This is a genomic window from Leifsonia sp. 10N434, assembly GCF_056394405.1.
In genome coordinates, this window is sequence record NZ_JBFTHV010000007.1 from 1 (window position 1) to 17,513 (window position 17,513).

General features: G+C 66.4%; 22 protein-coding genes. 10 read left to right on the forward strand and 12 right to left on the reverse strand.

Features of this window, described 5'->3' with window-relative positions:
- The 3 genes from AC1DB1_RS16285 to AC1DB1_RS16295 all read left to right on the forward strand — a co-directional run.
- Positions 1–415: class I SAM-dependent methyltransferase (locus AC1DB1_RS16285; protein WP_477201561.1), on the forward strand; the 415-nt coding region annotated here is incomplete at its 5' end.
- Between the two features lie 140 nt (positions 416–555).
- Positions 556–744, forward strand: a complete 189-nt coding sequence (locus AC1DB1_RS16290) for a hypothetical protein (RefSeq protein WP_477201562.1) — start codon at positions 556–558, stop codon at positions 742–744.
- Positions 745–1,391: 647 nt separating this feature from the next.
- Positions 1,392–1,793, forward strand: a complete 402-nt coding sequence (locus AC1DB1_RS16295; protein ID WP_477201563.1) for a nuclear transport factor 2 family protein — start codon at positions 1,392–1,394, stop codon at positions 1,791–1,793.
- Between the two features lie 42 nt (positions 1,794–1,835).
- Here AC1DB1_RS16295 and AC1DB1_RS16300 read toward each other — a convergent pair whose 3' ends face one another.
- Positions 1,836–2,417 carry a hypothetical protein gene (locus AC1DB1_RS16300; RefSeq protein WP_477201564.1) on the reverse strand — a complete coding sequence of 194 codons (582 nt, stop codon included), beginning with the start codon at positions 2,415–2,417 and terminating at the stop codon, positions 1,836–1,838.
- A 221-nt stretch (positions 2,418–2,638) separates the two neighbouring features.
- On the opposite strand from AC1DB1_RS16300, the gene AC1DB1_RS16305 reads away from it, so the two are divergent.
- On the forward strand, positions 2,639–3,490 hold the full coding sequence (locus AC1DB1_RS16305; RefSeq protein ID WP_477201565.1) for a hypothetical protein: 852 nt from the start codon (positions 2,639–2,641) through the stop codon (positions 3,488–3,490).
- A 211-nt stretch (positions 3,491–3,701) separates the two neighbouring features.
- Here the strand turns inward: AC1DB1_RS16305 and AC1DB1_RS16310 are convergent, their stop codons facing one another.
- Positions 3,702–4,145, reverse strand: a complete 444-nt coding sequence (locus tag AC1DB1_RS16310) for a hypothetical protein (RefSeq protein WP_477201566.1) — start codon at positions 4,143–4,145, stop codon at positions 3,702–3,704.
- A gap of 810 nt (positions 4,146–4,955) precedes the next feature.
- Between AC1DB1_RS16310 and AC1DB1_RS16315 the strand changes: the two genes are divergently transcribed.
- From AC1DB1_RS16315 to AC1DB1_RS16325, 3 genes are read left to right on the forward strand one after another with little or no spacing between them, the layout of a single operon-like run.
- The gene (locus AC1DB1_RS16315) at positions 4,956–6,305 is read left to right on the forward strand and encodes a hypothetical protein (RefSeq protein ID WP_477201567.1); all 1,350 of its coding nucleotides are present in this window, start codon (positions 4,956–4,958) and stop codon (positions 6,303–6,305) included.
- Positions 6,306–6,357: 52 nt separating this feature from the next.
- Positions 6,358–6,606, forward strand: coding sequence for a type II toxin-antitoxin system Phd/YefM family antitoxin (locus tag AC1DB1_RS16320; protein WP_387210948.1), 249 nt, complete (start codon positions 6,358–6,360; stop codon positions 6,604–6,606).
- Positions 6,599–6,865: a Txe/YoeB family addiction module toxin gene (locus tag AC1DB1_RS16325; RefSeq protein ID WP_477201568.1), complete on the forward strand. Its 267-nt coding sequence runs from the start codon at positions 6,599–6,601 to the stop codon at positions 6,863–6,865. The genes AC1DB1_RS16320 and AC1DB1_RS16325 overlap by 8 nt, the downstream gene beginning before the upstream one ends.
- Before the next feature lie 6 nt (positions 6,866–6,871).
- Here the strand turns inward: AC1DB1_RS16325 and AC1DB1_RS16330 are convergent, their stop codons facing one another.
- The 4 genes from AC1DB1_RS16330 to AC1DB1_RS16345 all read right to left on the reverse strand — a co-directional run bounded on the left by AC1DB1_RS16330 (position 6,872) and on the right by AC1DB1_RS16345 (position 9,342).
- On the reverse strand, positions 6,872–7,468 hold the full coding sequence (locus tag AC1DB1_RS16330) for a DUF4166 domain-containing protein (RefSeq protein WP_477201569.1): 597 nt from the start codon (positions 7,466–7,468) through the stop codon (positions 6,872–6,874).
- Entirely contained in the window at positions 7,465–8,136 is a 672-nt protein-coding gene (locus AC1DB1_RS16335) for a DUF4166 domain-containing protein (protein ID WP_477201570.1), read from the reverse strand. The genes AC1DB1_RS16330 and AC1DB1_RS16335 overlap by 4 nt, the downstream gene beginning before the upstream one ends.
- Positions 8,133–8,741, reverse strand: coding sequence for an SRPBCC family protein (locus tag AC1DB1_RS16340; protein ID WP_477201571.1), 609 nt, complete (start codon positions 8,739–8,741; stop codon positions 8,133–8,135). Before AC1DB1_RS16340 ends, AC1DB1_RS16335 begins: the two co-directional genes overlap by 4 nt.
- A 253-nt stretch (positions 8,742–8,994) precedes the next feature.
- Entirely contained in the window at positions 8,995–9,342 is a 348-nt protein-coding gene (locus tag AC1DB1_RS16345; protein ID WP_477201572.1) for a hypothetical protein, read from the reverse strand.
- Positions 9,343–9,616: 274 nt separating this feature from the next.
- Between AC1DB1_RS16345 and AC1DB1_RS16350 the strand changes: the two genes are divergently transcribed.
- Both AC1DB1_RS16350 and AC1DB1_RS16355 read left to right on the forward strand, forming a co-directional pair.
- A complete protein-coding gene (locus AC1DB1_RS16350) occupies positions 9,617–10,831 on the forward strand; it encodes an integrase core domain-containing protein (RefSeq protein WP_477201573.1) in 1,215 nt (404 codons plus the stop codon).
- Between the two features lie 609 nt (positions 10,832–11,440).
- Entirely contained in the window at positions 11,441–12,061 is a 621-nt protein-coding gene (locus AC1DB1_RS16355; protein ID WP_477201574.1) for a dihydrofolate reductase family protein, read from the forward strand.
- Positions 12,062–12,121: 60 nt separating this feature from the next.
- Here AC1DB1_RS16355 and AC1DB1_RS16360 read toward each other — a convergent pair whose 3' ends face one another.
- Together AC1DB1_RS16360 and AC1DB1_RS16365 are read right to left on the reverse strand one after the other, a co-directional pair.
- The gene (locus AC1DB1_RS16360) at positions 12,122–12,472 is read right to left on the reverse strand and encodes a DUF7882 family protein (protein WP_271175566.1); all 351 of its coding nucleotides are present in this window, start codon (positions 12,470–12,472) and stop codon (positions 12,122–12,124) included.
- A gap of 160 nt (positions 12,473–12,632) precedes the next feature.
- The gene (locus tag AC1DB1_RS16365) at positions 12,633–12,845 is read right to left on the reverse strand and encodes a hypothetical protein (RefSeq protein ID WP_477201575.1); all 213 of its coding nucleotides are present in this window, start codon (positions 12,843–12,845) and stop codon (positions 12,633–12,635) included.
- Between the two features lie 227 nt (positions 12,846–13,072).
- Between AC1DB1_RS16365 and AC1DB1_RS16370 the strand changes: the two genes are divergently transcribed.
- The gene (locus tag AC1DB1_RS16370) at positions 13,073–13,873 is read left to right on the forward strand and encodes an SDR family NAD(P)-dependent oxidoreductase (protein ID WP_477201576.1); all 801 of its coding nucleotides are present in this window, start codon (positions 13,073–13,075) and stop codon (positions 13,871–13,873) included.
- 15 nt (positions 13,874–13,888) lie between these two features.
- On the opposite strand, the gene AC1DB1_RS16375 is transcribed toward AC1DB1_RS16370, so the two are convergent.
- From AC1DB1_RS16375 to AC1DB1_RS16390, 4 genes are read right to left on the reverse strand one after another with little or no spacing between them, the layout of a single operon-like run.
- Positions 13,889–14,599 carry a glycosyltransferase family 2 protein gene (locus AC1DB1_RS16375; protein WP_477201577.1) on the reverse strand — a complete coding sequence of 237 codons (711 nt, stop codon included), beginning with the start codon at positions 14,597–14,599 and terminating at the stop codon, positions 13,889–13,891.
- Positions 14,596–15,894 (reverse strand): PIG-L family deacetylase, encoded by a 1,299-nt coding sequence (locus AC1DB1_RS16380; protein ID WP_477201578.1) that lies wholly within the window; start codon positions 15,892–15,894, stop codon positions 14,596–14,598. Before AC1DB1_RS16380 ends, AC1DB1_RS16375 begins: the two co-directional genes overlap by 4 nt.
- Positions 15,888–16,910, reverse strand: coding sequence for a hypothetical protein (locus tag AC1DB1_RS16385; protein WP_477201579.1), 1,023 nt, complete (start codon positions 16,908–16,910; stop codon positions 15,888–15,890). Before AC1DB1_RS16385 ends, AC1DB1_RS16380 begins: the two co-directional genes overlap by 7 nt.
- Positions 16,907–17,485 carry a Dps family protein gene (locus AC1DB1_RS16390; protein WP_271175572.1) on the reverse strand — a complete coding sequence of 193 codons (579 nt, stop codon included), beginning with the start codon at positions 17,483–17,485 and terminating at the stop codon, positions 16,907–16,909. Before AC1DB1_RS16390 ends, AC1DB1_RS16385 begins: the two co-directional genes overlap by 4 nt.
- Between the last annotated feature and the right edge of the window lie 28 nt (positions 17,486–17,513).

Here is a 17,513-nt window from a genome sequence, read left to right on the forward strand (position 1 = left end):
CATCGACCTTTCACCCCGGCTCATTGAGATAGCGCGCACGAATTACCCGGAAATCAGTTTCGAGGTCGGGTCGATCACAGAGCTTCCCTCCCCAAACCGGAGTCTCGCCGGCATCACCTGCTGGTGGGTTCTCCATCACGTCCCCGACAKCTCTCTCAGCACTGTCCTCGCGCAGTTCTTCGAAAAGTTGAAGCCCGGCGGCTACCTGCTCGTCGGCGGCCACCTCGGAGCATCAACGCACACGAAGACCGAGGGCTACGGCGGGCTCCCCATGAACGTGCACATGGTCAAGCGTTCTTTGGACACCTTTGCCGAACTCCTCGAGGCGCGCGGCTTCGTGATCGACCTGCAAGCAACTCTCGACCCCGCATCGACGGCGCCGGGGCTCATACTTCTCGCGCACAAGACGGTCTAGAGCCGCCAACGACGAGAACGCGAGCGCGAGCGCGAGCGCGAGCTGATGGGTCCTCTCCTGACATCGCGAATAGTTCGGTGAGAGTTCTTCCGACCCCGTCGGAAGACCAACACAACACTCCGATTCGTTACGCTGCGGTGATGAGCTCGACCACAACGATCTATGAGAACAGCGGTTGGTGGCTGGCGTTGGCTATAGTCAACGCCGGCCCGGCCGAAACGAAGCGGCGCCGTCGATGGGTGTGGTTCGTGCTCGGGCTCCTTCTCGGCCCGCTAGCGACCGCACTGGTCGTCGTATGGGCGCCTCCTGCTGACGTGACCCTGAAGTAGGTCGACGAGCACATGCGAAGGCGGATCGTGTTGTGGGTGCTTCTTGTGGCAGCTGTTGTTCTGATCCTGGTTGGCACGGCAATCCTGCTGTTCTCCCCGGTCGAGTTCGGCTGGACCGCATATACGCCGCTGTCCGGAGAGTCGTTCTCATTCACTGGGATGTACCCGCTTACGGCAGCGCGGGCCGCGGGTGTTGGAACCGCGGTGGCCGGTCTGCTGGTAGTCGCCGGCGTCGTCGGTTGGACCCTTGGTCGCAGGTCGACTCGCCAGGGAACTCGATAATCCCGTGATGGGCTTGCTACGCCAGCTGATCCTCGCGTCGTGCGCGACCGCGCCGGCCAGCGGTCAGACGTGTGATGACACTATGGGCAGCATTGGTCCTTTGCCGGACTGGGTGCTGCTCGTCGTCGGTGTGATTGTCGTGATCATCGTTGCGGCGGCCATATGGAGGTACGCGAAGCGCTCCAGACCATAGTGAGGGATCCTGCTCGGCTGCGCGCAACGTGCGCCCGCTCAGGGATCGGCTTCCGATACGGTCAGGGTATGGGTGATGGCGGCGGGACTTTGGTCCTCGGGGCGAGTGGACAACTGTGTAGGGAGCTCCAGTTCCCATGTGCCCGGCCCCCGAAGAGCGAAGGCGGTACGCGATGTCGAGCGACGATCGGATCGAGATCCGCGAGTTGATCAATCTGCACGGTCATTTGATGGACGAGGGCGAGTTCGGGCGGCTGGAAGAATTGTTCACCGCCGATGTTGTCTATGACCTCTCGGCCTACGGCGACGGGAAACTCGTGGGGATAAACGCTGTCGTCGAAGCCGGGAGAGACTTGGGCAGCGCCAATCCGATTGGCCACCATGTGACGAACGTGATCGTCACCCACCTCGCGGACGACGTTGCGCACGTCCGCAGCAAGGGGCTGGCGGTAATGAGTGGCGGAACGACCGGATCCGTTGTCTACGACGATGTCCTGCATAGAACCGAACATGGCTGGCGCATCGCTCGGCGCTCGGTGCTACCACGGCGCGCTCCGCTTCAACCGTCCCGTTAGCGGATGGACTTACGGGCGCTGGCCGTTTCCCTGTCTATTGGGTTATCGAACCGGCTCTCGAGGGGACAGGTGCAGGATCCTGCGGGCGTATCGCTCGTATTCGTCGAAGTCGATCGGATTGCACAGGCGCGCGATCACGTTGAGGACGAGCACGAGGCCGACAACGACGAAGTAGGTGATCGTGACTTCGACGACGCCGTGCTGCAGTGAGTCCGCCGGCACACCGGGAGGCAAACGGTTCACATATACGGGGTCCACCGCACGGGCGGCGAAGACGGTGTGAACAGCGAGTACTCCCCACAGGACCGCGACGATCGAGAACCCGGCGAAGCCCCACACGTCCGACGCTCGGCTTCGCGACGGTCGCGCCGTACGCAGCTGGAATTGATATTGGAGCCCGTCGTTCACGCTCAAGCGCTGGAACGTCCACGCCCACATGACCAGGAACAGCCCATCGAGGTAGTCAAAAGTGCCCCGTGCCAACTGCGCGACTGGAGGCGACCGATACAAGCCGGCGTTGCCGGCGACTGTGAACAAAGCGAACGCTCCACCGAAAACCACCAGGGTCAATGCGATGAACAACCACACCTGCGTGCGGCTGTTCCTCATCAGCCGGGTGTCCACAGCCGGCTCCGCCCACATCCCCACGACCGCCTCCCCCCCCCCCGTGAGCCGGCCAGCGCGAAGAACACCCGGTGATAGACCCACCGCCGACGCTAGTCGTATGTCTCGTTTCACGAAGCGACCCAAAACGGGGTGCGCTCAGCTGCCAACGCCGAAACCAAGTTCACCAGACCACTGATGGACGCCCGGCCAGCGATCCTCGTGCGTGCCACGATGGTCGGATGGACTGGTTCGTCGATCCGCTGCGCGGACGTTGGCTGCAAGAGCGAATACCCGAGCTTGGGATGATGGTGCCTTCGGGCATGCCCGCTTATGCGCGCGTCCTGCACCCCGTCGACGCGCATAACGACGCAGACGACCGCGAGGAGGTCTGGAGCTGGGCGGATGTGGCTGCGCGTAACGATGTGACTTTGGACTCCACCACCGAGTGGCTGGACATCACCCGCGAACGCACCGCAGAACAGTGGACCGATGGCTGGTCGATCGCCGAGCCGCATGAGGGATGGATTGACCCGGCCCTGCTCGCATCGTTCGTGCCCGCCCTGCGTGCGCATACCGGCAACGCCGATGCGATCACCGTCGCGGTCTGGGAGGGCTGGGGATTCGGTGCCTCCAGCATGGGGACGTACGCGATATTCAGCGATGACGTCGATTCGGACCCCGAGCTGCCGCACGACGACCCGATCGAGAGGACGCTCCGAGCGACCGATCCGCGCCTGGTGGCGATGGATGACTTCGAGCATGGCGCCTTCGAGCGGGCCATGCGCGGGCAGGTCCAGGAGTTCAGCGAGCCCCGCTTCGACCTCCCCGACCGCAGATATGTCCTCGGATCAACGAGCCTCGACGCCCTCGCGCGACCGGACTGGCCATACGGTGCGGGGCTCGGATGGGTTCCGGGCGACATCGACGGCATCATGCCGCAACTGATCTGGCCGGCAGATGAGGCCTGGTGCCTCTCCATCGAGGTGGACGCACCGTACACGGTCGTCGCTGGCCCGCGAGAGTTGATCCGCGAAATCCTTGCGCTTCCGGGCGTGGAAGGTCAGACGATGCAGGAGCCGCACTACCGCTGACATCGGGACGAGTGGTTCAAGCAGGCCGGGAGGACGCTTCCCCAGGCGACCGTCGGGAAATGCCGAACCAACTTCGGGCAGACCCAAGTCAGCCACGAGCTGTGATTCGCCGCGCTGAGCGCCTCTGCCCACTGATGAATCCTTCCGGGCGGCGTCTCCCGGTGTTACTCGATCCTTGCGTATGTGGCATGAGGGCCCGTCGTCAAGGCGCTCAACCTACCGGGCGGACCCTTGGCGCTCGTCTCGGCAGGAGGAGCAGCACCACCGGCACAGCTGCCGCTGCGACGATCGCCGCGCCGATGAGGTTCTCAGCGAGTGGGTTGCCAGCCGAGATGTCGATCGGCTCGCCGATGCAGCCGATGAGGACAACGAGTGCGAGCGGCACGATTGCCGCCAGGCCCCGGCGACCTCTCATAGCCCCCAGCGCACCGACGACCAGGAACAGCGCACCGGCCACACAGGCCACGATCATGAAAGCGACGCCGCGATTGGCTGCATTGGTCGTGAGGTGGCCGATGATGCCCTGGCCCGTGGCCCACTGGACGGCGAGAAAGCCTGCGAGAACTACCAGCACGCATGCGTAGCAGCACGCTAGAACCGCCGCGATGATGACTGGGCCTGTTCGACGTAGACGCACGGGCGGGAGCTTCGGCACAGCGCGAGTGTATCCACTCACGTGCGGTCAGCCAGCCTCAGGCACGATTCGCGCAGAAGCTTCCCGAGAACAACCGGCGTCCTGGCCTGTTCGCCGTTGAGCAAGTCCGGACATTTGCTCGTGTCCCTGAACCTGCGTTGCGAAAAGCGGTTGGATGCGGCCGGCGAAGCCCAGGGTAAGCGAGAGACGACAACCAATAGAGAAGTAGTCGAAACCAAGAACGATGAGACCAACCGAAAAGAGGGCCGAGGACAAAGAAGACGAAGATTGAAGCAGACAAGGAAAGCGGACGATTCACGCAGAGATAGATCGAAAGCCAATGCACGTAGGCACTTTAAGTGGAGACCTTCGGCAGCCCAGTGAATGACAGTGGTCGCGTGTAAACCCGGTTGCATGGCAAATCGGGGGAATTCCGGCAAGGCAGGGCGGCGCGAGGCGTCCTACGCGCGGCAGCGCCAAGCGCGCGACGCCGCCGCTATACGGCACGCGGAAGACCGCGATCGCGAGGCCGCAAAGCGTCACGCCGCTGACGCGATGTTGGAGTTGCAGGCTAAATGGGGCACGCGCGTCGACGCCCTCAAGAGGCTCGCTGAGGTTTCGCGGACTGTCGATCGACTCCGTCGCGAACAGGACGCATCGCTTCTCGAGCGGGACGAGTTGATTGCACAGCTTCGCGTGGTGGGCGAGAGTTGGAACTCACTCGCAGCCCGGACGGGTCTCAGCCGGCAAGCGCTCAGCAAACGTAATAGTGACTCCGCCCGATCCAGCCAGGCGAATACATCGAGGATCTAGCGCCCCTAGAGTGTGAGCGTGGCGCCACCTCACCTGAACCCATTTCCTCCTGTCGAGCTCGGCGGAGTTCGGTTCCTAGTCGACCAGCGCCGCCCGGTGGCGTTGCTCCAGAGCGGGGATGCGGACCGTTTTGTGACCTGGCCGAATGCGCCCCTACCTCGACGCACCGCGATTGCACACCTGGTAGCTGCCCCAAATGCAATCTGGGTGGTGTACGAGGAAGATGGCCCTGACACGGTCGAAAGGGGATGGTCCACGGCCGTCCGGATCAGCCAAGACGGTTCCGCCGTCGGCGTTGACATCGGACAGTTCTCTGTCATCGGGGTCGACTCAGCAGGGATCTGGGCCAGTGATCGTTCGTGGCCCTCGCCGGAACCGCTTCCCGGCGAAGGCGAGATCGAGGAAGCGCCGTCCTTCGATGGTGCGGGCCTGCCGCTGGAGTCATGGAACGACTTTCAGAGGCGCGAAGAGCTTTGGCATCAAGAACGAGTGGGCACATACTCCGACGTCGCCACCATCGGTGCAACGGAGGAATTCGAGAACTCCGACGATGAGGTCTCGTACGGCTGGTTCGCGTTCGCGCCCGGCGACATCCGCGAGGAATCAGGAAAGCGGTTGGACCCGCCGCCCCTGCCAGGCCCATCCGCACCGGCCGAGCTCGTCCGCTTCAGTGTCGACGGGCGTATCGACACGCTCAAGATCGACCGCACAGTTGCCGAGATCGAACAGGTTGGCCCCCGAACGGTCATCACGTTCTTTCCGACCAACCCCGTCGGAACGCTAGACGAAGAGGGGGGCGCGATCAGCTACTCCTACCCTCAGAGCCAGATCGTGGTTGACTTCACCGCCGGGATTCCTTCGACTCTGTCTGTCAACGACTACGAGGCCGCGGTGTTGCCTACGGAGGACTGGGGTGAAAGCTGCGCCGAGGACGCACCTACCGGAGCTTTCGAGGACGACGCGCGCGATCACGTCGACCTCACAGGTGTCGACGGAATCGAGTGGGTGCTCGCGCAGCTCAGCCCGGAATATATCCGGCTCGCAGTTCGTCGCGTGGTCGAACAGCTCCGCTCGCTGGACGAACCGCATACGATCTGGACGAGGCGCGACGACCAGGTCCACCAAGTCGAGAGCCCGTATCAGGAAGTAAAAGTCCGCGTGAGCGGAGGCTGGCCTGACATTGTGGTCACGCTCGAGTTCCGCCACCGAGAGTACTCAGATGCGCTTTACCGCCGGCGGTACAACGTCTTTGATCCCACTGGGCGACCGATCGACAGTGATTACCTCACGCTGTACCTGGAGGAGGACATGGCCACAGGCGATCACCCAGCCGAGAAGGATGGCGTTATCGAACTTCCCGACCCGTGAGGCCCCATAGATCTTTTGAATGGTACAATATCTCGTACCACTTGGAGGAATCATGGCCATCACAGCAAGCGAGGCTCGCAGCGACCTGTTCGGCCTCATCGAACGCGTCAACCTCGACCAGACCGAAGTCGAGATTACGTCCAAGCGCGGTTCGGCCGTGCTGATGTCCAAGGACGAGTACGACTCGCTGCTCGAGACCACCTACCTCCTGCGCTCCCCCAAGAACGCACGGCGCCTCATCGACGCCATCGAGAGCGCACGCTCGGGAGACATCACCGAGCACGACCTGACCGGTGAGTAGTCGCAAGCTCGCCTGGACGGCCGGCGGCTGGGAGGACTACCTCTACTGGCAGGGCCAGGATCGGCGAACGCTCAAGCGCATCAACCTCCTGATCGAAGACATCCTGCGCGACGACCCATTCGAGGGCATCGGCAAGCCGGAGCCTCTGAAACACGCACTAGCGGGAGCCTGGTCACGACGCATCGATGAGGCGAATCGACTTGTGTATCTCGTCGACGACGCCTATGTGATCATTCTTCAGGGCCGCTATCACTACTAGCGGAGTTCAGCGAGCCGGTCGCAGGCTCGTCTCGGTGCCGTAGTCGAACATCCCGACGTAGTGGAACCACTCGCCGAGCAGCGGGCTGCACAGCCGCACGTCGATGCGACGCCGCCCGCCTACGACACTGTCGTGCACGGTCACCGTGGCGAGTCGGGGGACCGGTACCCGTCCACGACCGATGTGCACCCACTGCCGGTCGGAGCGTAAATGCAGACCGCCGCTGTCGGCCGTGACCAGCATGCGCACCTCGAACCCGTTCCGACGGCCCATGAAATCGTGGAGGTGGCCGTCAACAATGCGGAGGGTGTCCTCGAGTCGGCGGTCGCCCGACAGGAAGCGGAAGGTCCGGACGGCGTGGAGCCCGCCGTTCGGGGTTGAAGTATTGGTGATGCGGAACGGAACGTCCGATCCGAAATCGGGGAACAGTATTCGCTGTCGCGCCATCGTATGCAGCAGCGGTCGGAGCACCGGGCGCGTGCATCCAGCCGACTCGAACACACCGTGCCCGACACCGGCACCGGCTGAGACGTGGGTACGCAACGGCTCGGGCAGACGGGCGAGGTCCGCGCCGAGTACAACCTCGAACGCGGACCGGGTCACACGCGACTCTCGTGCCGCACGGGTTTCAGCCGCGCGGGGGCATCGGAGGCCCCCGGGAACTCGCAGCGGAACTGACCCGCGTAGCCGAACAGGAAACCGAATACCGGGTTCCTCACCTCGAGCTCGATGCGGTAGACGTTCGACTTCTCATCGAACCACTCGTGCAACGAGGCGTGCCCGCTGAACAGCATCGGGAAGCGGAACCCGACGAACCTTCCCTCGTAGAACCGCTGCGCGCCCGACTCCAGGTGCAGAGAGCCGTCCGACCCGACCCGAAGGGCGAGATCGACCGCGAGGTGCTGATGCGTTCCGAGGTAATCGAGCACGCGACCGTCATTGAGGATCATCGTGGCGTCGAACCGGCTCGGGCGCCGGCCGACGCGATACTCGCGCACGAAGGTCACGGTCTCCCGGCCGAACGGGTCGCGGTACGGGTAATTCTCGATCGTGAACGGCACATTCTCGCCTACATCGGGGATGAGGATGTTCCGCAGCTTGCCGATGTGCAGGAACGGCACGACCCACCACGGTCCGCGCCGGATCCGCGACATGACGCCGGTCCCCACGCACGCGTAGCCGGCATCCAGGCCAACGCCGAACCGCTTCCGCATCATCGGCGACAGCCGGGCGAAATCCTCGCCGAGCGCCTGCTCGAAGATCGACGTCAAGGGGCCTCCAAGGTCGCGAGGGTCGAGGGCGGCACGTCCGCGCGCCGTGAGGAGCGCGGCGCGCGAAGGCAGCGGGAGGCGCGTGGCCGATCCGCGCGCCAGAACGTCAGGACGGACCACAAAGGCCACGCCTCGGGCGGTGTCCCCGTCTCCGCCCAGATCCGCAGCCGGTCGAAGCTCCATGCTGTCATCCACCCGATGAACGGACGCATCAGGATCGAATCCAGGGCGCGGCCCCACCCGGGCTCGTAGTCGTAGCCCGTGATGAACATCGTTCCGGACTCGCTTGGCAGGTAGCGCCAGTATCCGCGCCCTGCTCCTAGCGGCGACAGCCTGTCCGCCGTCGTGAATCGCAGGGCGGAGGTCCGTGTGCCGTCGGGTCTGCTGCGCTCACCGATCGAGGTGCCCATCCCGACGATGGTGTGGAAAGGCAGGCGACGCTCATACTGGAACCGGTAACCACCGCTCGCGAGTTGCTCGATCGGAACGATCGAGCTGAACCGGAGATCCCAGCGGGGGTGTAGCGCGGGATCCTGTGTCAGTGTCCACAATTGGTCGACCGCGCAGCGGATGTCGATCTCGACGTAGATGCGCTCCCCCGGCATTTCCTCATTGTCGCCGAGACCGGTAGGACTCGCAGGCCCCGATTGGAGGGGCAGCTGAGCGTCTCGTCGAGCGGTCGTTATGTATCAGGACATGCCTGACAGTTCTGCATCAATAAATCTCTGACACTTCTGCGGTGTTTGGTCTTGACAGTTCCTCCCCGATATTTGCCGGCTCGGCAGGAAGCGCTGACGCTCGGCGATGATGTTCGACTCGTTGCAGAGTTGGACGCTGCGGGCGGGAGTCGCGTTCCGCTCACTTGAGCGTCAGGGTGACTTCCGTCATCCCATTGGTAGGAACGGAGCACGTGTACTTGCTGTCATAGCGAATATCCGTCCCTGCTCGATCAGGGTCCGATGGAGTAACACCGGCCTGCATCCCGTTGGGACCCTTGAACCTGGCGTGACCCCCGAGATCGTCTGTGAGTACGAACCCAGCGTGCTCCAATCGCGCAATTGCCTCTTCGCGATGGTCGTCGCCGGACAGGGCGATCGAGCGCTGGTGTGGGTTGCCATCAGGATTGATGAGCCCGGGCTCGTATGTGTAATCGCATGCGAAGTTGCTTATAGTTGCGAGCTTGAGATTCGCGAGCACGGTGTTCATTTTCACTGTCTGCGGGTCAGGTCCGTGGGAGCAGCCGGGAAGTCCGAGTAACACGATCCCAAGCACCGCCCCGGCTGCGATCAACTTCGTTCGCAATGCATCCCCCAAATTCATACGGTCTCAGAGTAGGCAGAGCCGTGCCTCACCCAGCAACCCCGCAAACGGGATACATCGAGGCGTCTCGCACTAGTTCGAGTTGGACGGGCGCCCGTGATCGCGCCCATGAGGGGTTCCCCCGTTCTCGACGCTCCTGCCGAACCGGGACGTTTGAGGGATGAGCCGTCTTGAACCCGTCGATCCTCGCGTCCGTCTCGCCATCCTTCAATGGCGGCCTGATGCACCGCGCGGAGCCGTGAGCACGTTCTGCGCCGAGCACGGGATCTCCCGAGAGACGTTCTGCGCGATCCGCAAACGGGCGGCGGACGACGGACCGGCGGCGGCGTTAGAGCCGCGCTTGAGACGCCCGAAGCAGAGCCCGTCGAGGGTCGGGAATGAGGTGGGCGGGCGGGCGATCGGGGTGCGCGCCGCACTGGAGCAGTCTGGCCTGGATCACGGCCCGATCAGTGTTCACGAGAAGATGCGAGCGTTCGGGATGGACCCGGTGCCGTCCACGGCGTCGGGGGCGCGGATCTTCCGCGATGCCGGGGTGGCCCGGATCGAACCCCGGAAGAAGCCGCGGGCGTCCTACCGGCGGTTCGTCTATCCGGCGCCGAACGCGTGCTGGCAGCTGGACGCCACCGAATACGCCCTCACCGGCGGACGCAAATGCGTGATCTTCCAACTCATCGACGACCACTCCCGGCTCGCGGTCGCCTCCCATGTTGCCTGGGGTGAAACCTCCGAGGCCGCGATCGTCGTCGTCGCCAAGGGCATCTCGGCCCACGGGGTTCCGCAGCGTCCGCTCAGTGACAACGGGGCGGCGTTGAACCCGTCCCGGCGCGGTGTCCTGGGTCAGCTCGTCTCCTATGTCACCTCCCTCGGCGTCGAGCCGATCACCGGGAAACCCTACAAACCGACCACGCAGGGCAAGAACGAACGCTTCCACCAAACCCTGTTCCGCTACCTCGACAAGCAACCGCTGGCGGCCACTTTCGAGCAGTTGCAGACCCAGGCCGACGCGTTCGACACCATCTACAACACCGAACGTCCCCACCAGGGCCTGCCAGGACGGATCACACCACAACAGGCTTGGGAAGCGACACCAGCCGTCACCCCGCCGCGACCAACTCCACGCCCCTCAGCCGCTCTGACACCCGACGGAATCAGAGCAACCCGCATCCGCGACACCGGAACTATCGTGGCCCGCAGCATCCGCTTCCACGTCAGCCGAACCCTCACCGGAACCATCGCCTACATCGTCGAAACCGACCAGACCGTCCAGGTCTTCGACGACCGCGGCACCCTCCTCATCGAACAGCCCTGGCCGGCACCCGGAACCAAATACGTCGGAAGCGGCAAACCTCGCGGCCGCAGACGAACAACCCTCTGACCCTCAAGCGTCACCGATGTCCTGAAACAGAAGCGTCACCGATGTCCTGAGACAGAAGCGTCAGGGATGTCCTGATGCACCAAGTGTCAGAGATGTCCTGAGACAGTTTTGTCAGAGATGTCCTGAGACAGTTTTGTCAGAGATGTCCTGAGACATCACAGTCTCGTCGAGCGGTGGAGGCCATCGCCGTGCCCACACTTTGCCCACACCTGTATGAGATCACCTGAGGTCATAGAGATCTCAATGTGCTCCAAAAGCGCGGAATTCCGCGGATTTTCGGAGGCGCGACTCCCCTGGCGCGGAACCTGAGCGGACTTTTAATCCGCGGGTCGTGGGTTCGAGCCCCACCGGGCCCACTTCACTTGTCTGTCCGGGGTTCACCCGCCGATGAGCGCACTGGTCTGCCGGCGCGGAACACTGCCACCGTCACGCCTGCGGTGAGGAGCACGCTGTATCCCCAGCCCGCGATGACGCAGAGCAGTTCGAACCAGCCTCCACGCCGGGGATTGCGCTCGCGGCACCCATGGGTAGTGTTCGTCGCGAGCCGTGCCGCAGCGATGACGCCGGGGGCGACGGCGACGTGCCGACGATGCGCAGGGAGAGTGCGACATGAGCTCGATCGTGGTTCAGGAATTCATCACGCTCGACGGAGTCATCCAAGCCGGGGGCGGTCCGGATGAGGACCGCGAGGGCGGCTTCGAACTCGGCGGCTGGTCGATTGCGTACGACGAGGAGCACGACCCGTCCGGGGAGATCGGCAATTCGCTCGTGAAGGAGTGGGAGAGCCGCACGGAGGGGCTGCTGCTCGGACGCAAGACGTACGAGATCTGGGCCGGCGCCTGGGGCGTGTGGGACGAGAACGCTGACGGCGTGATGGGCGAGCTGACCCGCCGGTACAACCGCGTCCCGAAGTACGTGGCGTCGCGCACGCTCACGGAGGTGGGCTGGAAGAACACGCAGCTGCTGGGTCCGGATGTCCCGGAGGCGATCCGGAAGCTGCGCGCGGAGCCGGGCGGGGAGATCCGGGTGTGGGGAAGCGCGGATCTGATCGCGACGCTGGCCGAGCACGATCTGGTCGACGAGTACCGACTGATGGTCTACCCGCTGGTGCTGGGCACGGGCAAGAAACTGTTCCGCGATGGTTTCCCGCGCACCCGTCTCGCGCTCGTCGAGAACCGCGCGCTCTCATCCGGGGTCGTGGTCAACGTCTATCGACGCGCGACGGACTGAGAAGCAGCCGGCCCGTCACGCGGCTCGGTACGTCACCCGGGCTCAGTCGGGTCGCCGGGACTAGGTGTACTCGCTCACGCGCTTCACGCGGGGCGCGCCCTCGAGCGCCTCTTCCCGCTCGGGGCCTTCGTCGAGCACGAGAAGACCGGTGTTCGCGTTCGCGGTGTCGGTCAGTTTGGAGAGCCACTCGCGGCTCATGGCGGCGGGCCGGGGCCCGTCGAAGGTGAAGTGCAGCGGGATGGAGGCATCGAGCCAGATCGCGCTGCGGCCGTCGTCGAGGTCCTCCGGATGCTGCCACGTCATCGCGAAGCCCTCGCGTCGCCGCAACTTGGTGACGATCACGATCTGCAGGTGCGCGAGCAGACGGTCGGGAAACTCGATCGTCGCGCCGTCATAGGTCAGGGTGCCCATGTCCTCATCTCCTCTGTGGTCCGTGGGTCCGAGGGGATGGGGCTACGCCCGCGAGCGAGGCTCAGGGCGACGTCCGGACAGATCCACGTACAGTGTGCGCGCTGACACTGTGAGAAGGGGCGTTTTTCCCAGAAATCTCTCGAACCAGGTTCCGCGGAGTTCAGCGGGCGAAGAGGCGCGCCCAGAAGCCGCGCCGCCGCACGGGACGCGATTCGGGCTCGCGGTCGGCGGGCACGAAGCCGACGATGCCGCAGCGCACGCAGTCGATGTAGTACTCGTGAACGGAGAGGTCGACGCCGACGTACGGATTGCGGTGCAGGGTGGCTGCTCCCCCACACTGCCGGCAGCGTGTGGTCGTGGGCGACGCATCCACGGTGGTGGTTCTCCCTCCGGGCGACGCGCAGGTTCTCGTCGCCTCTGGCAGGATACGCCGTGCCGACGGCGCAGCCCGGCAACCCGCAGCGCGACGGCGCAACCCGCAGCGCGACGGCGCACCCCGGAACCGTTGACACGAGGTTCGCGCATCCAGCACGCTGGTGCCACGCGGGGCATCCGGCCGATCGACGCCGGTGACGAGCGAGCGACGGGAAGGCACCCAGGATGAGCAGCTCACAACGTACGGCGATCGTGACCGGAGCGAGCAAGGGGATCGGGCTGGCGGTGGTGAAGCGACTGCTGGCCGACGGCTGCACGGTGATCGCGGGGGCGCGTTCGTCGACTCAGGAACTCGATGCGCTGATCGCGGACGACTCCCACGACCCGCACGACGCGGGCGGCGGGGTGGAGTTCGTCTCGGCGGACCTGTCTCAGCCTGGCGCGGCGGAGCAGCTCGTGGCGGCGGCGGGTGACCGGGTGGACATCCTTGTGAACAATGTGGGCGCGACGACGAGCCGGGTGGACGGCTTCCTGTCGATCACGGATGAGCAGTGGATGGCGTCGCTGAATCTCAACTTCCTGGCGGCGGTGCGGATGTGCCGGGCGGTGGTGCCAGGGATGCTCGCCGCAGGCTCCGGCGTGATCGTGAACGTGGCGTCGGTGAACGCGTTCCTGCCGGATCCGGGCGTGATGGACTACAGCGCGGCCAAGGGGGCTCTGCTGAACTTCGCGAAGGCGCTGTCGAAGGAGGTGGGACCGGCGGGCATCCGGGTCAACTCGGTGGACCCCGGGCCGGTGGCGACGGACCTGTGGCTCGGGAACGCCGGCGTAGCCAACACGGTGGGTGCGGCGAACGGGATCACGCCGGAGCAGGTGGCGGAGAATGCGCTCTCGTCGTCGGCGACGAAGCGGTTCACGCAGCCGAGCGAGGTGGCGGAGGTGGTGGCGTTCCTGGCGGACGAGCGCCTGCCGAACCTGACGGGGTCGGCGATCACGATCGACGGCGGGCTCATCCCGACGCTCTGACTCCCGACGAGGCGATCAGGCGAAGCCGGGCGCGAGGTCGGCCAGATACCGCGCGTAGCCGCCCTCGACGCGGCCGACGAGGCGGCTCGAGGTGAGCACGGGGGCGCCCTCGGACTCGGCGACGACGTGTCCGCCGGCGCGCAGGCGACGCACGAGGTCGACGTCTTCGTCGGTCGCGGCGGCCAGGAAGCCGCCGACGCGGAGGTAGACGTCGCCGCGCACGCCGAGATTGGCGCCGTGTACGTGTCCGAGCGTGGAGCCGGGGCTGTGCGTCCGCAGCCACTCGGCGCGGCGCACGTCATCGAGCTCGCCGAGCACGGGGACGACGGCCCCGACGAAGGCGTCGGCGCCGGCTAGCGCTGCGTCGAGATGGGCACGGAGCCAGGATGCGGGAACGGTGCTGTCGGCGTCGGTGGTGGCGATCCAGACGGAGGCGGGATCGTCGTCGATCAGCCGCAGCCCGAGGGCGGCACCGTGGCCGCGTGCTCGTCCGACGTCGGCGAAATCCTCGTCGACCACGACGACTTGCGGGAAGCCGGCGGCGATGGAGGCGGAGTCGTCGGTGCAGCTGTCGAGCACGAGCACGATGGTCACGGTGGCGGAGGGCACGGCGGCAGACGGCACGACGGCGCAGGCGTCGATGATGGAGCCGAGGCAGGCGGCGAGGGTCTCCGCTTCGTCGCGTGCCGGCACGACGACGAGGATGTGTCGCGGCGAGGTGGTCATCGCGGTGTCCCTCCGTCTGCCTGGAAGGCCTCGAGCAGGAACGCGGCGTCGCGGTGCTCGACGACGGAGGCGAGCCCTGCGTGCCCTGCGGTGGCGCGGAACACGGCGTGCGCCTGCTCACCGCTCTGGGCGAAATCATCGGCTGCGCCCAGCCAGTGGCAGAGCACGACGACCCCGCCGGGCGCGAGCGACTCCCGGCAGCGCTCGATGGTGGCAAGCCACTCGTCGTCGGCGAGGTAGTACGCGACCTCGGAGATGACGATGAGGTCGAAGGCACCCGCGGGCCAGGCGGAGGGCACGTGCATCCGCTCGACCGAGACGCCCGGTTGCGCCGCGAGCCGCCCCCTCGCGGTGGCGACGGCGGCAGCGGAACCATCGACGGCGACCACGGTGTCGCTCCGCTCAGCGAGCAGCAAGGTGGTCTCCCCGATGGAGCAGCCGAGCTCGAGCACGCGGCCGTACCGCTCGGCCGGAAGGGAGGCGAGCAGGAGAGAGCGTTTGCGTCGCTCGTACCAGCGACTGCGCACGGCCCACGGGTCGTCACTTCCGGCGTGCAGCCGCTCGAAGTGCGCGTCGCGTTCGAGCGCGGTCGGGTTCCGCTCCGGGCGGATGAGCACCTCGGGGCCGGTACGGACGATGTCGACGAACTCCTCGCTCAGCACTCCATCGGGATTGGCGGCCGACCGCAGCTGGGAGGGGAAGGCGTCGAGTGCGTCGTTTTTGCGGCGCCGCGCTTCGTCGGTCAGGGGGACGGCGAGCATCCGGGACCACGGAGCGTCGTCGGGCTCGCCCCACTGCCAGAGCCAGATCGGGTAGAAGAGCACCTCTCGTGCGGCGAGTGCGGCGGAGGAGCCGACCTCGCGGCCGAGGGTGCGATGGTCGCCGTGGCGATCGGCCGGCCACGGCGCCAGCACGAGCACGCGATCGTCCGCATCGGCCAGAGCCCGGTCGATGCGGTCACGCAGGGCGGTCGCGTGGTGCTTGAGCGCGCCGTCGGGGAGGTCCCAGGCTTCGACGTGCGATGCGAGGCCGAGCCGGCTCAGCGCGTCGGCCAGCTCGTCGGGCCGGCGGTCATCGCCGCTGGCGGTCGCCACGATGATGCGCACGGGAACGCCGTGCTCGGCGGCGTGGGCGAGCAGGCCGCCGACGCCGATGGTCTCGTCGTCGGGATGCGCGGAGAAGACGATCAGTTCGCTCACGGCGCCGACGTCGAACGGCGGCACGTCGCCCCAGCGCGGATCGGCCGCCCATTCGGCGGCGCCGGTGCGGGCGCGCACCGCATCGAACGTCACCATGCGGGTCCGGCCTCGCCGCGGAGGTGCTCGAACAGCGAGACGTCGTCCGGCCCGCGATGGTATTGCGAGACGTAGAGGTCGAGATCGGCGTACCGGCGCGCGATCGATTCGTCGAACGCGAGAGCCGCAGGGCCGAGGACGTCGCGGACGGCGCCGAGGACCTCGACGACCGTATCGGCGACCTGACCGCGCACGGTGTGCGCGAGCACGGCGGCGGCGTGGGGGTCCAGGCCTCCGTCGTCGATCACGTCGCCCGCGTGCGCCAGCTGGAGGCGCGCCCCGTCGAGGGATCGGTGGAGCCGCCCGGCGGTCGCGGCCGCCAGCGGGCCGGCGCCGTCTCGCCCGGCACGAGCCCGGAGCGCGGCATACAGCGGCAGGCAGCCGCCCCACCAGCAGGCGGCGACGCCGATCGCGCCCCAGCGGAAGCCGGGACGGGTGAGATACCAGCCGGCCCCGCCGACGGGCTCCGCCACGGCGTCACCGAACTCCAGCGGGCCGCTCTCGACCTCCGCCAGTCCCCGGGCGACCCACTCGACCGGTTCGGCGTGAACGCCCTGCTGCCGCAGGTCGACGCTGAACATACGCCTCTCCCCCGCGTCGGTGCGCGCCGTGATGAGGGCATCCGTCACCTGCGCGCCGAGCGAGCACCACGGCTTCACGCCGTCGAGCTGCCACCCGCCGGCGTCGCGCCGCTCGGTCGCCAGCAGGCCGGCACCGGGCGCCTCTGCTGCGAACACACCCCACGTGCGTCCGGCCGGCGGCGCATCGGCACCGCTCTCCTGGAGGATCGCGACGGCGTCGAGGTGCGGCTCGATCACGCGTGCTGCGGTCACGTCCGCCTCGGCGACGGCCGCGAGGAACCGGAAGCGCTCCGCGGTGCCGCCGGACGCCGGCTGCGGCGCCAGCACGGCCGGGTCCAGGACACGCAGGGCGTCGAGCAGCGGCGCGACCCTCCCGCCGCACTGCTCGGCGGCGGCGAGGTACGCGCGCTGTTCGTTCGAGAAGGGCTGGGTCACCGGGCGGAGGGCGTCCGGTTCTCGGCGCTGACCATCCAGGCGTACTGCTCGAGGGTGGAGATGATCTCGTGCAGGATGTCGGCGGTGGTCGGGTCCTCTTCGTCGACGTCGTCGTGCACGTCGCGCATGGTGGCGACGGTGGCCTCGAGACGCTCGGTGATCAGGTCGACGACCTCGGCGGTGTCGACCTCGCCGTTCGGGTACTCGGGCAGGCTCGTCGTCTTCGCGACGGTCGCACTGCGGCCATCCGGTGTCGCGTGCAGTGCACGCAGCCGCTCGGCGACGACGTCGCTGAACTCACGCGCCGACTCGACGATCTCATCGAGCTGCAGGTGCAGGTCGCGGAAGTTCTTGCCGACCACGTTCCAGTGCGCCTGCTTGCCCTGCAGGTGGAGCTCGATGAGGTCGACGTGCACCCGCTGCATCGCCGCGGTGAGCTCGGCGGAGGCGACGAAGCCGTGCTCGGCGTGCTCGCGTCGCGTGGACGCGGCTCCGGCGGTGTGCGCCTTCGCGGTGGTGGCCCTGCTCCGCGCGGTCTTCGTCGCGGTCTTCGTGTCGGTGTTCGTGGCTGCCACGGTGGTCCTCTCGTCGTGGGCCGGTCCT